General features: G+C 68.8%; 11 protein-coding genes. 5 read left to right on the plus strand and 6 right to left on the minus strand.

Annotated features, from left to right (window positions below; translation table 11 throughout):
- Positions 1-219: 219 nt before the first annotated feature.
- The 6 genes from ASE56_RS05195 to ASE56_RS05220 form a co-directional block, all read right to left on the minus strand.
- Positions 220-1470, minus strand: a complete 1251-nt coding sequence (locus ASE56_RS05195; protein WP_162234489.1) for a S8 family serine peptidase — start codon at positions 1468-1470, stop codon at positions 220-222.
- Positions 1471-1556: 86 nt separating this feature from the next.
- Entirely contained in the window at positions 1557-2966 is a 1410-nt protein-coding gene (locus ASE56_RS05200; RefSeq protein ID WP_143017938.1) for a hypothetical protein, read from the minus strand.
- Positions 2963-4204, minus strand: coding sequence for a S8 family serine peptidase (locus ASE56_RS05205; protein ID WP_162234490.1), 1242 nt, complete (start codon positions 4202-4204; stop codon positions 2963-2965). The genes ASE56_RS05200 and ASE56_RS05205 overlap by 4 nt, the downstream gene beginning before the upstream one ends.
- A gap of 50 nt (positions 4205-4254) precedes the next feature.
- Complete coding sequence (locus ASE56_RS05210; RefSeq protein WP_143017937.1) at positions 4255-4653, minus strand: hypothetical protein; 399 nt, start codon at positions 4651-4653, stop codon at positions 4255-4257.
- A gap of 130 nt (positions 4654-4783) precedes the next feature.
- On the minus strand, positions 4784-5062 hold the full coding sequence (locus tag ASE56_RS05215; protein WP_056228207.1) for a WXG100 family type VII secretion target: 279 nt from the start codon (positions 5060-5062) through the stop codon (positions 4784-4786).
- A 38-nt stretch (positions 5063-5100) separates the two neighbouring features.
- Positions 5101-5412, minus strand: a complete 312-nt coding sequence (locus ASE56_RS05220) for a WXG100 family type VII secretion target (protein ID WP_055831852.1) — start codon at positions 5410-5412, stop codon at positions 5101-5103.
- 291 nt (positions 5413-5703) lie between these two features.
- Between ASE56_RS05220 and ASE56_RS05225 the strand changes: the two genes are divergently transcribed.
- From ASE56_RS05225 to ASE56_RS05245, 5 genes are all read left to right on the plus strand, one after another.
- Positions 5704-7068, plus strand: coding sequence for a hypothetical protein (locus ASE56_RS05225; RefSeq protein ID WP_156371618.1), 1365 nt, complete (start codon positions 5704-5706; stop codon positions 7066-7068).
- Positions 7065-8072, plus strand: coding sequence for an RDD family protein (locus ASE56_RS16860; RefSeq protein ID WP_056225888.1), 1008 nt, complete (start codon positions 7065-7067; stop codon positions 8070-8072). Before ASE56_RS05225 ends, ASE56_RS16860 begins: the two co-directional genes overlap by 4 nt.
- A 47-nt stretch (positions 8073-8119) precedes the next feature.
- Positions 8120-12073 (plus strand): type VII secretion protein EccCa, encoded by a 3954-nt coding sequence (eccCa, locus tag ASE56_RS05235; RefSeq protein ID WP_235556932.1) that lies wholly within the window; start codon positions 8120-8122, stop codon positions 12071-12073.
- 95 nt (positions 12074-12168) lie between these two features.
- A complete protein-coding gene (gene recQ / locus ASE56_RS05240) occupies positions 12169-14208 on the plus strand; it encodes a DNA helicase RecQ (RefSeq protein WP_056225895.1) in 2040 nt (679 codons plus the stop codon).
- Between the two features lie 223 nt (positions 14209-14431).
- Positions 14432-16534, plus strand: coding sequence for an acyl-CoA dehydrogenase (locus tag ASE56_RS05245; RefSeq protein ID WP_056225898.1), 2103 nt, complete (start codon positions 14432-14434; stop codon positions 16532-16534).
- Positions 16535-16558: the final 24 nt, after the last annotated feature.

Below are 16558 nucleotides of genomic sequence, written 5' to 3' on the forward strand. Positions count from 1 at the left end.
CTTCTCCTGTCGGAACAGTTTGGTGTGGGCGCCGGACAGCATTTCGCTGCACGGGACGTAGCTGAGGGTGACATCTAAACCGTTCTATGTTCGGTCGTCGAATTCAAGGTGGATTTTGTCAACAGTTCACGTCTTCCCTGGCAGGGAGCGGAGTCGTTCGCGCGTGCGGGCCAGGCCGAACCCGTGAGCGACCGACGAAGCGGCGTGCTCGTGATCTGGTCACGACACGACCCCCTTCTTGTCCTTGCGCCGCTGAAGGACGATGACTGCGATGGTGATAGCGGCGGCGAACAAAACAAGGGCGACGATTCCGACGACGATCCAGGGGACCACCGAAGAGATGTCGAATCCCTGCTGCGGCACGTCATCCAGGGTCTTGTCGAAACTCCGCCCTCGCGTGGCGGGGACGAAGCCGTCCGTCCGCGCCGTCGAGATCTGCTCGGCCGTGGGGAAGCCGGCGGCTTTTTCCATCAGCGGCGTCTCATCGGGGTAGGACGATGGGTCATTTTCGAGAAGAGTGGGCAACCAGGCCGCGCCGTAACCGTAGCCGTCGCTCGACTGCACACGCTCCTTTACTTCACCGTTGGTCGTTGCGATCAGGGAGTGCACGAGCTGATTGCCCGTGGCCTCGGGGTACTTCTGTGCGGCCAGTGCGAGCATGGCGGCGACGATCGGCGCCGAGTTCGAAGACCCCGTGCGGGCGGCCGTGCCGTTCCAGTCGCCGAGGACGCCTACTGATGGAAGGTCGAATCCCGCGGCGACCACTGTGGTCTGCGGCAACGCGAGGGGTTGCCCTGCCTCGGACTGGAGATTGCCGTTCTCGTCGATGGCAGTCACACCGACGACCCCATTCATCGCGTCGTAGCCCTTTTTGTAATCGACGAGCCCTTGGCTCGGATTGGGCGTCGCTGCGACGATGGCGACTCCGCGAGCTAGAGCGTAAGCGATGACCGGGCCGTCGTTCGCATACGCAGTCGCGCCTACGGATGTCGTGATGATTTTGGCACCGTCATCGACCGCTGTCTTGACTGCGTATCCGAAGACCGAAATGTCGTCCGTGGTGTTCGGATCGCATATCGGGCCCCCGTCATCGGGACCATAGCCGTAGAATGTTACATCTGCGTCGGGGGCAATACCTCGGACCGACCCGCCACCCGTACCGTTGCCGATGATGAGCGCGGCCATGGCGGTCCCGTGGAGAGAACTCTTCGTGGCGTCGTTCGACACGGGGTTCGTCGGAACTTTGCAGAGCTGCGTGGTGGAAACCTTGAGATCGCGACCAGCGAAGACAGGGAGATCCGGGTTTATCTGCTCGTCGATGACCGCGACCTTCACCCCGGCCCCCGTGATGCCGGCCGCGTGGGCAGTGTCGACTCCGTATTGCGCCCACCAACGCCCCAAAGTGTCCTCGCCCGCAGCTTGGGCCGTGGAGGACACGGCGGCAGCAGGCAGCGCGGTGGCGATCGCCACCGCGACTAAGAGCCCGACCCGGAGACGCCGTCTTCTGTCACCTTCTGTCCGCGTGTCTTTGCCGCGGGCCATGACGTGAGCTGGGATCACTCGTCGCGTCCGCCAGCCTGGGCGTTCTCGGAGCGGGGGCCGATCTCTTCATCGTCCTCCATGCGAGGAGCGATGGGACCGCCGAGCCCACGGGATGCTTCGTCGCGACGGTCGGAGCGAGAGCCGGGCCCGCCCATTCCGCCGACGCCACGGCTGCCGGCACCGGCGCCGCGAGCCCCGCCGCCAGCGGCTGCGCCGCCCGCCGAGCCTCCGCCGCCGACGCCGCCGGCTCGCATGCCGGCACCCTTCGCCGTCGATTGTGCGGGCGCGCCGCCTCCGGCAGCACCGCCCATTCCGCCGACGCCGCGAGTACCGAGACCTGATCCGGCCGCGGCGGTCTTACCGAGCAGGCCACCGGAGCGACCTGCGGCACCGGAAGTCGCCGTTCCGCCGGCACCGCTGAACAGGCTGCCGCCCGGAGCGCCCGCGCCACGCGCAATGCTGCCGAGTGCGGCCGCACCGCCACCGCCGGCGATCAGACCCGCGCCGAGACCCGAGCCGATGCCCGCTCCCGCGCCGCCGGAACCCCCGAGAAGTCCTCCTCCGGGCGCCGAGGGGATGGCCCCGGGCAGGGTTGGATTGCCGATGATCGAGCCGTCCGGAGTGGGCTCGGGCTTGATGTTGTCGAGGTCGACGATGGGGAGGTCGCTGTGGATCGGGCCATGCGGTCGCGGCCCGATCTCGGTCGGCAGCGGCAGCGTGTGGTACTCGGGCTGCGGCTCTCCGCTGTCGTTGCCACCGGGGTTCGTCACGGTGGGGTTTGGGTTCCATTGGGGGTACTGCTCGATGCTGCGGCCACCGGAGCGACCACCGCCGCCCCCGGTGCTGCCGCCCTCGCCGCCGCCTTTGACTTCCTCTTTGGGGGGCTTCGGCTCTTCGAAAGACGGGGCGTCGAACTTTGGCGGACTGGCAATCTCGACTTGGTCCAGCTTGTCCGAAGCCGTGGTCAGAGCGTTCTCAGCCGCGGCCTCGCGCTGCTGAGACATCCAGGAGTTTGCGAGACTGACGGCGCCTTCGCCGGCAAGGAAGGAAATGGGGCCAAGCAAGATCGTCGTGCCGATCGCCGCCCCGCGCACGAGTCCCTCCTGCTGCCCTGACAAGCTTCCGGCGGGCAGGGCCGCGAGCGCCTCGCGGGCTTGTTCACGAATCCGGTTTGCTTCGTCGATCTGCTCTTTGAGTGGACCGCTGAGGTAATCGATCTGTTGCTGGATCTCCCCTGCGGCGTACTGAAATTTGGATACGGCAGCATCGCCCGCCAAGCCTGCAATACCGGGCTCGTTGGCCACTCGACTGACGACCTGCTTGAGCGTTGCTAGCGCGCTGTTTAGTTCCTCGTAGCTCGGCAGCCCCCACGGAACGGTGGGCTCGGCCAATTCTCGAAGACTTTCTTCCCAAGGTCCGGTCATGCTGCCCGCTCCTTACCCGCCTTGCGGCGCTGACTGACGACGATAATGACGGTAATGACGATTGCCGCGACGACGAGAAGGCTGAGTCCAATAGCTACCCACAGCGCGATGGGGGCCGCATCGGATTGAGAAGCCCCGTTCTGCTCACGGTATTTATCGATCGAACTCGATCTCTCGTCGGGCGAGTACCCATTCGCTTTCGCCTGCGCGATCTGCTCTTCCGTCGGGAAACCCGCAGGCTTTCCCATGAGGGGAGTCTCGTCCGGCAACGTTGTGGGGTCGACGGTGAGCAGGGAAGGAAGCCATGCCGCTCCGTACCCGTACCCGTCTTCCGTGCGTGTCGGTGTGTGCTGTGCGCCGTTCGTTGTTGCGACGAGTGCCTGGACCAGCTGATTGCCTGTAGCTTGTGGCGACCTCTGTGCGGCCAATGCGAGCATGCCCGCGATGATTGGGGGAGCGAACGAAGAGCCTGTGGCTCCCACGGACGTGCTCCAATCGCCCGTGCTTCCTACTGCCGGCATGTCGACGCCGGCGGCGACGACGGTCGTCTGTGGAATGACGAACGGTTCGCCGTCCTCTGTTTGCAGGTTGCCGTCTCGGTCGATTCCGGTTGCCGACACAACGCCGTTGAAAGACCCGAGGTCGTCATATCTCGCCCCCAGCACGCCCGGGTTGATTGAGGCTGCGATGACCACTGCGCCGTGGGAGATCGCATAGGCCACGGCGGGAGCGTCGTCTACACGCGCTGTTCCCCCGATGCTCGTGAAGATGATCTTCGCGCCGTCATCGGTCGCTTGCTTGACACCCGCAGCAAACTCCGTGATCTGTGCACCGTCAGCCGTGTTACATGAGGGCCCGTCATCTTCGCCGTATCCGTAGAACGTCACGTCGGCGTCGGGAGCAATCCCTCGGACGCCCCCTGCCCCCGTCCCATTGCCGATAACGTACGCAGCCATTGTGGTTCCGTGGACGGAGGCGCTCGTCGCTTCCGTGGTGGCCACGGTTGTCTTGTTGACGCATAGAGGCTGATCGAAGACCTTCAGGCTCCGACCTTCGAACACCGGAAGATCGGGATTGATTTGCTTCTCTAGGACTGCGACCTTTACGCCCTTCCCAGTTAGGCCTTGTTGATGGGCATTGTCGACTCCGTATGCGCCCCACCAGTAGTCGAGATTCGCCTGGGCGGTCGACTCGTATGCCGTTGCGGCCGCCGCGGGCGCGACCGTGCCGGTGAACATGGCGGCTGAGGCTAAGACTGCGGCGCAGAGCTTGATTACGCGCATAGTCCTCACTGAGGTGCCCCAGGAAGCACCCCGCGGACGCCTGCGGCGCCACCGGAAGTGCCGGCGGATCCGGCCAGGGAAGGTGCTGTTGCGGCGGTCTCAATGAGCGACGTCGTCTGCGCAGCCTCGGACGCGCTCAACTCATCTCGTTCACGGAGCGTGTTGACGGCTGCGGAAAGGGCCTGCGCATTCTCGTGCACGTACTGCTGAACGCGTCCTACTTCAGCAGCCAACTGCTGTGCCCGTGTCCGGAGGTGGCCCATGAAATCAGCCGCCGTCGCACCCTGGGACGGGCCCTCGACCTGGCTCACGCTCGCCTGAGGCGGCAGCTCGCTCGCCACTGAGGTGACTAACTGCGCGTTGTAGTTGGCAAGGTCGCCGTCGAGACGGATCACGTTGGCCATGAGGATCACTCGTTTCTTCGCGATCGAGAGGGTGCGGTCAGACGGCTGACGCCGCCGAAAAAGATGTGGGGCGGCCCGAACGGGCCGCAAGAGCCGGCGGCCGCCTCAGCGACCGCCGGCTCGAGGCGACTCAGACGAAGCGGCCGGCGGCGGACTTGTCAGTCGAGGTGTAGCCCTGGGCGATCTCGTCGGTCTTGCCGGCGATCTGCTGCAGGAGCTCGTTCAGGCGGGTGATGGACTGGGTCCACTGGGCCTGAGCCTGGTCGTAAGCGGTCTGCGCCTCACCATCCCACGAGGAGCGAAGGGCGTTGACCTGCGACTCGAGCTCGTCGAGGCGGGTGCGGATGCCGGAGGCACCGTTGCGGATCTGACCCGAGAGCGCGATGACCTGCTCGGGACGAACGGACATGGACTGCATGAGAGTTCCTTCTTTCGTGTCGAGCGGGGTCAGCCGAGCAGGGAGCCCAGGTTGCCGATGGTCTGCTGGTGCGACTCTTCGGACGCGGCCTGGTCGCGCTCGGTGCCGCGGAGGGCATCCTCGAGCGTGACGAGCACGTTGTTGAGCTTGGTGGTCTCTTCGTTCCACCGCTGCATGAGCTGCGTGTACGAGCCGGCTGCGGCGCCGGTCCAGAAACCGGCCACCTGGTCGAGCTCGGTGCGAACCTTGCGCACCTGCTCGTCGATGCCCGACTTCGCGGTGTTGACCGCCTCGGCCCCTCGACGAAGCGCACCCTCCTGGGCTGCGATGAGATCTGCCACTGTGTCTCCTCGATGTTCCTCCGGGCGCGCCCGGGCGTTGCGGATCGAATACGCGCACGGGGATAGATGACCCGCGCACGGCGTCGATGGAGGAACCGGAGCCCCCCACCGGACTTCGAACTTACGTAAAGCATCCCCCCGGTTCAAGCCTCTTGCGCAATTTAAAAGATGACAAAACTCTCATCTTTATCCCCGGTGAACGGTGGAAAGGCGAACACGGGTCCGCGCGGGACGGATACGCTGGTGCGGTTGCGGCCTGCGGGTCGGAGAGCGCGAGAACGAGGGGGACCGTTGAGCGCAGAGGTGATGCAGGGGCGTCGTGTGGCGCTCATCGATGGCGAATCCCGGTTCGACCTGGTCGTTCCTCTTCGCGCCCGCGTCGACGACGTCCTCCGCGCGGCCGGTTCCGACACCGCCCGCGGCACCCGCGTCGTAGGAATCTCGGGCCGCGAGATCGACCGGTCGACGGCGATGACCTCTCTGGAAGACGGAGTGGTCCTCGTGCTGGTCGACCCCGGCGCCTCTCTTCCCGACGCTGTCGCCCGCGCCGCTGCGGCGCCGAGCGCGATGCGCGTCTCGGCCGCGTGGTGGGTACTCGCCGCGGGCGGTGGCATCCTGGCCCTCCTCCGTCTTGTCGGAGGCGATGGCCTTCCGGTCTCTGTGCGCGGGCCCGTCGCGGTGCTGGCGCTCCTCGCCGCTCTGTCCGCGGGCGCGGTGTTCGCGCTGCGCGCCCGTTCGCGCACGCCGATCCTCGCTCCCGTGGTGGGGGTGATCGGTCTGGCTTTCGGCGGCGGTGTCGCGGTGGTCCCCGGCCTCCCCGCCTCCGCCCCGCTCGTCGCGATCTTCACGGGTCTTCTGTCGGGGGCCGTCGTCGCCGGCGTCGTCGGGGTGCTCGGCGCCACCGAGACCTTACGGGCGCAGAGTCGCACGGCGACGATCGTGCTCGCCGTTCTGGCCGCCGTCTGGGGCCTCTCGCTGCTGATGCACCTCGACCCGTCGGCGCCGGCCGCCGTGACCCTCGGTCTGGTCCCGGTGGCGCAGCGCGTGCTGCAGTCGAGCCTCGTCGACGTGGCTCCCGGTACCTTCATCGACTACGGCCGCTTCCAGAGCACGCGGTGGACGGTGCGCCAGAACCTCCCCGACGAGGTCCGCACCATCGAAGCCGATGACGCCGACGCGCTGGTCGAACGCTCCACCGCCCGCCTCACGATCGGTGTGGTCTTGCTGATCGCCGCCGGCGCGGCCAGCGCGTTCACCGCCCTGCCGACCTTCGACACCGACAATCCGGTCGTCCTCGGTGGGCGCATCGCTCTGGCGGCGACCGTCGTCCTCGCCCTCCTGCTCAGCTCCCGCCGCAGCACGGTGCCGTTCCTGCGGTGGGTGGAGCGGCTGGGGGCGGCCGCCGTGGTGGTCGCCGTACTGATGGCGTTGCTGCCGAGGGTCTCTCCCGACACGCTGGTCGTCTTCGCCGGCATCCTCCTGGTGGTCGGTCTGGGGTCGGCTCTGCTGGTCGTGCCCGTCGGTCGCGGATTGCGCTCTCTAGGCTGGTCGCGTACCGGCGACATCTTCGAGGCGCTGGCGACGGCGCTGTCTCTTCCGGCGGGCATGCTCGCCGCCGGAGCGGTGGAGATCGCGCGTGCGATGATGGCGACATGACGCAGCTGACGCCGTTCGGCGCGCCCGCGACGGTGGGGGTGCGCGTAGGAGCCTTCAGTGTCGACGCGGCCCTCGTGGTCATCGCCTCGGGCGTGGCATCCCTTCTCGCTTCTCCCGTGCTGGGAGCGGTGATCGCCGCCGAGGCCCTGCTCGGCCTGTGGATCCTCCAGGCGCGACGTGGCGTCACGCCGGGGGCCCTGCTGTTCGGGCTGCGCACCGCGCGCGCCGAGGAGCCCGTCGTGCCGGGTGCCGGTCGCGCCTTCGTCCGTGGCCTTCTCGTGGTGTTGGGCGGCCTCGTCCTCCTCGCCGGCGCGTGGGTCGTCGTCGCCTCGGCGGCGTTCGACACCTCGGGCCGTCGGCGCTCCTGGGCCGATCGCGCCGCGGGAACGGTTCTGCTGTCCGTGCCCCGCGGAAAGCAGACTCCGGATGCCGACGAGCCCCGCAGTCTGTCGGAGCCCACCGTCCAGCGCACCGGTGCAGCCCGCGAGCCGCTGCGCATGGATTCGTCGGCGGCGGCCCTTCCGCTCGCGCAGGCGTGGGACGCCCCCATCATCGCGATCGAGGCGCCGAGCGTCGCGGGTGAGCGTCCCGCGACCATCGCCCCCGAGCCCGTCGCCCCGTCGCCGGCCGCTCCCACGCGCACCCCGGGCGTCGGCCGCGCGCAACTGCTCGTCGTCTTCGACACCGGCCAGCGCGAACAGTTCGACCTCCCCGCCGCCGTCAACTTCGGTCGCGCTCCCGTCGCGGATCAGCCGAACGACGTGCTCATCTCGGTCGACGACCCCGACCGCCTCATCTCGAAGACCCACCTGCGTCTCGAGCACGACGGCGAGACCGCGTGGGTCACCGACGCCGGATCCACGAACGGATCGGAGCTGATCGACGACGACGGCACCGTCCACGTGCTGCGCCCCGGTTCCCGCACCCTGCTCGAGGAGGGCACCCGCGTGCGCCTCAGCGAACGCGTCTTCACCCTGAGTCGTCTGATCGGAGGTCCGGTGTGAGCACGGGTCCGCGCATCGCCCCGCCGTCCTTGCCCAATGGGCGGATCGTGCTCCAGCCGCCACCCGAACTCGTGCCGAACGAGGGGGGTAGCGGCATCCTGACCTCCCTCCTGCCGATGCTCGGCAGCGTGGGCGCCATCGTGATGGTGACCATCTCGAACAGCGGACCGACGGGCTTCCTCATCGGTGGCATGTTCCTGCTGTCGTCCCTCGGCTTCGTGGCGGTCAACGGGTGGCGTCAGCGCGCCCAGCGCAATGCGCAGGTGCTCGGCAATCGCCGCGAGTACCTCGCCTACCTGTCCGACCTGCGTGACACCGTGCGCGTCGCGGCTCGCAAGCAGCGCCGCCACGGCGGGTGGATCATGCCGGCCCCGGCCGCTCTGCCGTTCATCGCCGAGGAGCGCTCGCGCGTGTGGGAGCGCCAGCCCGGCGACGAGACGTTCCTCCTCGCCCGCATCGGCGTCACCGACCAGCCGCTCAGCCTCACGCTCGAGGCGCCCGAGCTCCCGCCCCTGGCCCAGCTCGACCCGGTGGCCGCCTCGGCCGCGCACCGCTTCATGCTGACCCACGAGATGCAGCGCGATCTGCCGCTGGGATTCCCCCTCGGCGACTACTCGCGCATCGAGCTCGTGGGCTCCGACGAAGACGCCGTCCGCAGTCTCGCGCGCTCGCTGGTGGCCTCCGCCGCGACCCTGCACGACCCCGAGGACGTCATCATCGCGATCCTCGCCGGTCCCGCGCAGATGCCCGCGTGGGACTGGGCCAAGTGGCTCCCGCACGCGATGTCGTCGCGTGTGCAGGACCGGCTCGGCCCCGCGCGCATGATCTCGGCATCGCTCGACGAGCTCGTCGACATGCTGCCCCCGCAGCTCTCCACTCGTCCCCGCTTCACCCCGGGCGGGGGAGTGACCCCGCACGTGGTGCTCATCGTGGACGGCGTCGAGACCCCCACGAACAGCCCGCTCGTCGGCCTCGAGGGTGCGCAGGGCGTGACCGTGATCGACCTGCCCCCGCGCTGGGACGAACTCGACGACCCCCACGTCGCGCGCGTCGCGCTCGCAGAGGCGCCCGTCGTTGCGCGGGGCCGTCGCGCCGAGTCGAAGCCGGTCGTCGCCCCCGCCGAGTTCATCGACGGAGCGGGTCGGGCCCAGACCTTCATTCCGGATGCCATGACCATCGCCGAAGCGGAGGCGACCGCCCGTCGGCTCATGCCCCTGCGGCCGGCGCCCATGGTCGTCGTCGACGCGCCGACCACGCAGGGGCAGCTGGAGCTCACCGAGCTGCTCGGACTGCCGGACGTTCGCACGGTGAACTTCGATCAGGCGTGGACGCGCCGCCTCGAGCGCGACCGCCTGCGTGTGCCGATCGGTCAGGAGCCCTCGGGTACCCCGCTCATCCTCGACCTCAAGGAGTCCGCGTCGCAGGGCATGGGCCCCCACGGCGTCATGGTCGGCGCGACCGGTTCGGGTAAGTCCGAGGTGTTGCGCACGCTCGTGCTCGCGCTGGCGATGACGCACTCGCCCGAGCAGCTGAACTTCGTGCTCGTCGACTTCAAGGGTGGCGCGACGTTCGCCGGCATGGCCGAGATGCCGCACGTGTCGGCGGTCATCACCAACCTCGGCAGCGAGCTCGCGCTCGTCGACCGCTTCCAGGACGCCCTGCAGGGAGAGGTCGTGCGGCGCCAGGAGCTGCTGCGCGCCGCGGGCAACTTCGCGAACGTCGGCGAGTACGAGACCGCGCGCCTCGGCGGTCGGTCCGACCTGGCCCCGTTGCCGGCTCTCCTGGTCGTCGTCGATGAGTTCTCGGAGCTGCTGACGGCCAAGCCCGAATTCGTCGACAGCTTCCTCAACATCGGTCGCGTCGGTCGATCCCTGCACGTGCACCTTCTGCTGGCATCCCAGCGGCTCGAAGAGGGAAAGCTGCGCGGTCTCGACACGTACCTGTCGTACCGGATCGGTCTGCGCACCTTCTCGGCCGCCGAGTCCCGCACGATCATCGGAACCCCCGACGCGTACACGTTGCCGCAGGAGCCCGGAGTCGGATTCCTCAAGAGCGACACCGAGAACCTCGTCCAGTTCCGCGCGGCGTACGTCTCGGGCCGCCCGAAGGGCAACGCCCGTCTGAACGTGGACGACCTGGAGTCCGGGTCGACGGGCCCGGCCCGCGTCGAGGTGTTCACCGCCCTCGCCCAGCCCGACGACGAGCCGGTCGAAGAGAACACGGATGCCACGCCCGCGGCGCTCGCCACCCCGGCCACCGACAAGCGCTCGACCTTCCAGATCGCCGTCGACCGCATGAAGGACCGCGGACCCGAGGCGCACCAGGTGTGGCTGCCGCCGCTGGCCGATCCCGCCCCGCTCGACGAGCTCATGCCCGACCTCGCGGAGGACCCGGCCCTTGGACTCGTCTCGCGTCGTTGGCGCGAAGCGGGAGCGCTTACCGTGCCGATCGGCGTCGTCGACATCCCCCTCGAACAGCGTCGCGATCACCTCACGGTGTCGCTGGGAGGCGCCGCCGGTCACGTGGCGATCGTCGGCTCCCCGCTGAGCGGAAAGTCGACCCTCGCGCGCACCCTCGTCTCGGCCCTGGCACTGACCGGAACCCCGCAGGAGTTCCAGTTCTTCATACTCGACTTCGGCGGCGGTGGCTTCACCGCGATGCAGAAGCACCCGCACATCTCGGGCGTGGCCACCCGCACCGAGCCCGAGGCCGTCCGCCGTGCGATCGCCGAGGTCGAGGCCGTGCTCGACGCGCGCGAGCAGTACTTCCGCCGCAACGCCGTCGACTCGATCGAGACCTATCGCTCGCGGCGGCGCGACGGGCGTCTCGACGACGGGTTCGGCGACGTGTTCCTCATCATCGACGGCTGGTCGACGCTCCGGTCGGAGTTCGAACCGCTCGAGGCGCGAGTGCAGACGATCGCCGCTCGCGGCCTCAGCTTCGGCGTGCACGTCGTCGTCACCGCGAATCGGTGGCTCGAGATCCGCGCGAACCTCAAGGACCTCATTCAGACGCGCCTCGAGCTGCGCTTGGGCGACCCCACCGACTCGGACGTCGACCGCAAGCAGGCGGCCAACGTCCCGGTCGGTCAGCCCGGCCGCGGTCTCGCCGTGTCGAAGTTGCAGATGCTCACGTCCGTCCCGCGCATCGACGGTTCGGACGACCCCTCGACGATCGCCGACGGTGTCGCCGACATGATCGGCAGGATCACGAACGCCTGGCACGGGGAGCCGGGGCCGAAGCTCCGCCTTCTGCCCGAGAACATCTCGCTCGACGCGGTGCGCGCCCTCGCCGAGCCGGGCGATCGCCGGATGCTGCTCGGCATCGAAGAAGCGCAGCTGTCGCCCTTCGGCATCGACCCCCGCGTCGAACCGCACCTGTTCGTCTACGGCGACTCGGGGATGGGCAAGTCGTCGTTCCTGCGCGGCGTGGCCAAAGAGATCCAGCGGCTGTACACGCCCGCCGAGGCGAAGATCTTCGTCGTCGACTACCGCCGTGCGCTCCTCGGCGAGATCCCCGACGAGTACCTCGGTGCGTATCTCACCTCGCACGATCTGGCCACGGGTGGGATGAACGACCTGTCGCAGTATTTCTCGACGCGCATCCCCGGGCCCGACGTCACACCGACCCAGCTGCGGGAACGCAGCTGGTGGAAGGGCGCCGAGGGGTTCATCCTCATCGACGACTACGACCTGGTCGCCACGAGCCAGGGCAACCCGATCGCGGTGCTGCAGCCCTTGCTGGCCCAGGCCGGCGACCTCGGTCTGCACGTCATCCTGACCCGCCGTTCGGGCGGGGCCAGCCGTGCCGCTTACGACCCGATCATCCAGCGCTTCACCGACCTGGGCGTCACCGGCATCCTGCTCGGTGGAAACCCCGAGGAGGGGGCGCTCATCGGTCGAGTGAAGCCGGAGCGAGCGGCCCCCGGCCGTGCGCAGATCGTCAGCCGCGAGCAGGGGCTCCTCGCCTCGCAGCTGGTGTTCGCGCCGCCCACGCACTGATCCGACGATCCTCCACAGGAGCGTCTTCCGCCCCGGCATCTCCCGATGGATGCCGGGGCGGTGTGCGTGTCGGTGGCCCGGGTTACCGTTGGGGGGTGACTTATCCCGGCGCCGCATCCGAGTCGTACGCCGACGCGCCGCCCGAGCCGTACGACCTCCCCGACGACCCCTACGCCGGGGCCGACTGGGACCCCGACCAGTTCGCTCCGCCCGAGGACTTCGACGCGCCGCCGCCGCCGGTCGACCCGTCGTCCCCGTTCGCGCGCGCGGTGGCCGTCACCGGCACCGCGCGAGAGCTCCCGGCCGTTCGCGACTTCACGGGCCGGGATCCGCGCGAGGTCCTGCACGAGGTGTACGGGTACGACGCCTTCCGCGGCGATCAAGCCGAGATCGTGCAGCACGTCGTGAACGGCGGAGACGCCGTCGTGCTCATGCCCACCGGCGGCGGAAAGAGCGTCACCTACCAAGTGCCCGCGCTCGTACGCCCGGGCACGGGTCTCGTCGTCAGCCCCCTGATCGCCCTGATGCACGACCAGGTCGAGGCGCTCATCGCCAACGGTGTGCGCGCGGGCTACCTCAACTCCACACAGGCGCCCGCCGAGCGGCAGGCCGTCGAGCAGGCGTATCTCGCGGGTGAACTCGATCTTCTCTACGTCGCGCCCGAGCGGCTCAACGGCGCGCAGACCCTGGCTTTCCTCGCACGCGGTCGGCTCAGCGTCATCGCCATCGACGAGGCGCACTGCGTGTCGCAATGGGGCCACGACTTCCGGCCCGACTACCTCGCCCTCGGCGACCTCGCCGACCGGTTCCCCGATGTCCCACGCATGGCCCTCACCGCCACGGCCACCCCCGCGACCGCGCAGGAGATCATCGAGCGGCTACGCCTGCGCGACGCGCGCGGGTTCGTCGCGAGCTTCGACCGCCCCAACATCCAATACCGCATCGACGCCAAGGTCGACCCGCGGCGGCAGCTCGTGCAGTTCATCCGCTCGCAGCCCGAGGGCTCCGCCGGCATCGTCTACGCGTTGAGTCGCAAGAGTGTGGAGCAGACGGCCGCTTACCTCAGCGCTCAGGGCCTCGACGCTCTGCCGTACCACGCGGGTCTCGACGCCTCCGTGCGCGCAGCCAACCAGTCGCGTTTCCTCCGCGACGACGGCGTGATCATGGTCGCCACGATCGCCTTCGGCATGGGGATCGACAAGCCCGACGTGCGTTTCGTCGCGCACATCGACCTGCCCAAATCCGTCGAGGGGTACTACCAAGAGACCGGCCGCGCCGGGCGCGACGGCGATCCCTCGACCGTATGGATGGCGTACGGTCTGGGCGACGTGGTCCAGCAGCGTCGAATGATCGACCAGTCGCCGGGCGATCGGTCGTACAAGATGCGTCTCGGCCAGCACCTCGACGCGATGCTCGCCCTCTGCGAGACGGTCGGATGCCGTCGGCAGAACCTCCTCGACTACTTCGGGCAGCGATCCGAGCCGTGCGGCAACTGCGACACGTGTCTGACGCCGCCCGACACCTGGGACGGCCTCGTCGCGGCGCAGAAGCTTCTCTCCACGATCGTGCGGCTGCAGCGCGAGCGTGGCCAGGCCTTCGGCGCGGGTCACCTCATCGACATCCTGCGCGGAGCGAAGACTGAACGCATCGCGCAGCAGGGCCACGACCGGCTCAGCACCTACGGCCTCGGCGCCGATCTGTCCGACCAGGACTGGCGCAGCGTCATCCGCCAGCTCCTCGCTCGCGGCATCATCGTCGCGCAAGGCGACTACGGCACGCTCGCCCTCAGCGAGGCCTCGGCCGGCGTCCTGCGCGGCGAGACGCCCGTGCCGTTGCGCCGCGACGCTCTCGGACGCACCGGGGGAGGCGGGGGCGGCAGCCGTCAGCGCAAGTCCAGCGCCGACGACGTCGCTGCCGGCGACCGCGACCTGTTCGAGGCGCTCCGCGCGTGGCGCGCCGAGAAGGCTCGCGAGCAGGGCGTACCGGCCTACATCGTGTTCGGCGACGCGACGCTGCGAGCGATCGCGGCCGCGCGCCCGAGCTCGGTCGGCGACCTCGACGGGATCACCGGCATCGGCGCGAAGAAGCGAGAGGCTTACGGCGACGGGATCCTCACCGTCGTCGCCGCGAACTGACGCGACCCGCCGCGCGCCAAAAGGCAGGACGCACTGCGCTCGCACGCGCCGGCACCCACGGCATCCACTCGACGCTCAGCGCACACACGGGAATGTTGACCACCCACAACGACCCGTCGAGACGAGACGCGGCGTTGTTGTCGGTATCGCACAGGGTGTTTGGGCTCGCGTTGTGGGACACCTACCGTGGTTCACGTCCTTTGCAACGTCGAAAGGTGCCGAAATGACCGACGCCGCCGTCCGTCCCACCACGCCCGCCACGAGCACGCGTACGCCCGTCGGGGGTGCCCCGACCGCACCGCACAGTGCCGCGGAGGCCTCCGAAGCGCGCATCGACACCGAGCGTGTCACCGACCTGCTTCTCGGCACCTGGGGTGACACCCGTCGCCAGGCGCGCGAGATGATCAAGGATCCTGCCCTGTGGCGCGACGACAGCCTCGGGATGGACGCGCACCGCGAGCGCACCCTCAGCCAGCTGCACCTGCTCGTCCAGAACAAGGCCGTGCACCGCGCGTTCCCCAAGCGTCTGGGCGGCGAAGAGAACAACGGTGCCAACATCGCCGGCTTCGAGGAGCTCGTCGCCGCCGACCCGAGCCTCCAGATCAAGTCGGGGGTGCAGTGGGGCCTGTTCGGCTCGGCGGTCCTCCAGCTCGGAACCCGGGAGCACCACGACAAGTGGCTGCCGGGCATCATGAGCCTCGAGATCCCCGGCGCCTTCGCGATGACCGAGACCGGCCACGGATCCGACGTCTCGGCGATCGGCACGACGGCGACCTACGACCCCGAGACCGAGGAATTCGTCATCCACACGCCGTTCCGCGGCGCCTGGAAGGACTACCTCGGCAACGCCGCCGTGCACGGCAAGGCGGCGACGGTGTTCGCCCAGCTCATCACCCAGGGCGTGAACCACGGAGTGCACTGCTTCTACGTGCCCCTCCGCGACGACGACGGCAACTTCCTTCCCGGTATCGGCGGAGAAGACGACGGCCTCAAGGGTGGCCTGAACGGCATCGACAACGGACGCCTGCACTTCGACCAGGTGCGCGTGCCCCGCACGAACCTGCTCAACCGCTACGGCGACGTCGCCGCCGATGGCACGTACTCGAGCGACATCGCGAGCCCGGGTCGTCGCTTCTTCACCATGCTCGGCACCCTCGTGCAGGGTCGCGTCTCGCTCGACGGCGCCGCCGCGTGGGCCTCGGCCATCGGCCTCATCATCGCGATCACGTACGGCAATCAGCGGCGCCAGTTCGACTCCGGCAACGGCACCCCCGAGGTGACCCTTCTCGACTACGGAAAGCACCAGCGTCGTCTGCTCCCGCGTCTGGCGACCACGTACGCGCAGATCTTCGCGCACGACGAGTTCTTGCAGAAGTTCGACGGCGTCTTCAGCGGCCGCCTCGACACGGATGCCGACCGCGAAGACCTCGAGACCCTCGCCGCCGCGCTCAAGCCGCTGTCGACCTGGCACGCCCTCGACACCCTGCAGGAGTCGCGCGAGGCATGCGGCGGGCAGGGCTTCCTTTTCGAGAACCGCCTCGTGGGCCTGCGCGCCGACCTCGACATCTACGTCACCTTCGAGGGTGACAACAACATCCTGCTGCAGCTGGTCGGCAAGCGACTTCTCGCCGACTACGCCAAGCAGTTCAAGGGCAAGGATGCCAAGCAGCTCGCCGCCTTCGCCGTCGGTCAGACCGCCGGCAAGCTGTTCCACGGTGCCGGGATGCGTCAGCTCGGGCAGGCGGTCAGCGACTTCGGGTCGACGGCGCGCTCCGTCGAGAAGGGGCTCCGCGCCGAGCAGCAGCACGAGCTGCTGGCGGGACGCGTTCAGCAGATGATCGCCGACATCGCCGGGCGTCTCCGTCCGGCATCCAAGCTCTCCCGTGAAGATGCCGCCGCGCTCTTCAACGAGAACCAGGCGCAGCTGATCGAGGCCGCGCGAGCTCACGGCGAGCTGCTCCAGTGGGAGGCGTTCACCGATGCGATCAACCGCATCACGGACCGCGACACCCTGACGGTGCTCACCTGGCTGCGCGACCTGTTCGGCCTGCAGCTCATCGAGAAGCACCTCGCCTGGTACCTGATCAACGGACGCCTGTCGACGCAGCGCGGCGCGGCCGTATCGAGCTACATCGACCGCCTCTGCACGCGGCTCCGTCCGCACGCGCAGGACCTCGTCGACGCTTTCGGCTACGGCCCCGAGCACATCCGTGCCTCGATCGCGTCGGGCGTCGAAGACGACCGTCAGAACGAAGCCGCGTCGTACTACGCGGCGCAGAAGGCCGCGGGCACCGCTCCGATCCCGGAGAAGAAGCCCGCCAAGTGACGCGCGAAGCGGACGGCGGTCGGA

This window comes from Microbacterium sp. Leaf203 (genome assembly GCF_001421275.1).
Taxonomy (GTDB): Bacteria; Actinomycetota; Actinomycetes; order Actinomycetales; family Microbacteriaceae; genus Microbacterium; species Microbacterium testaceum_A.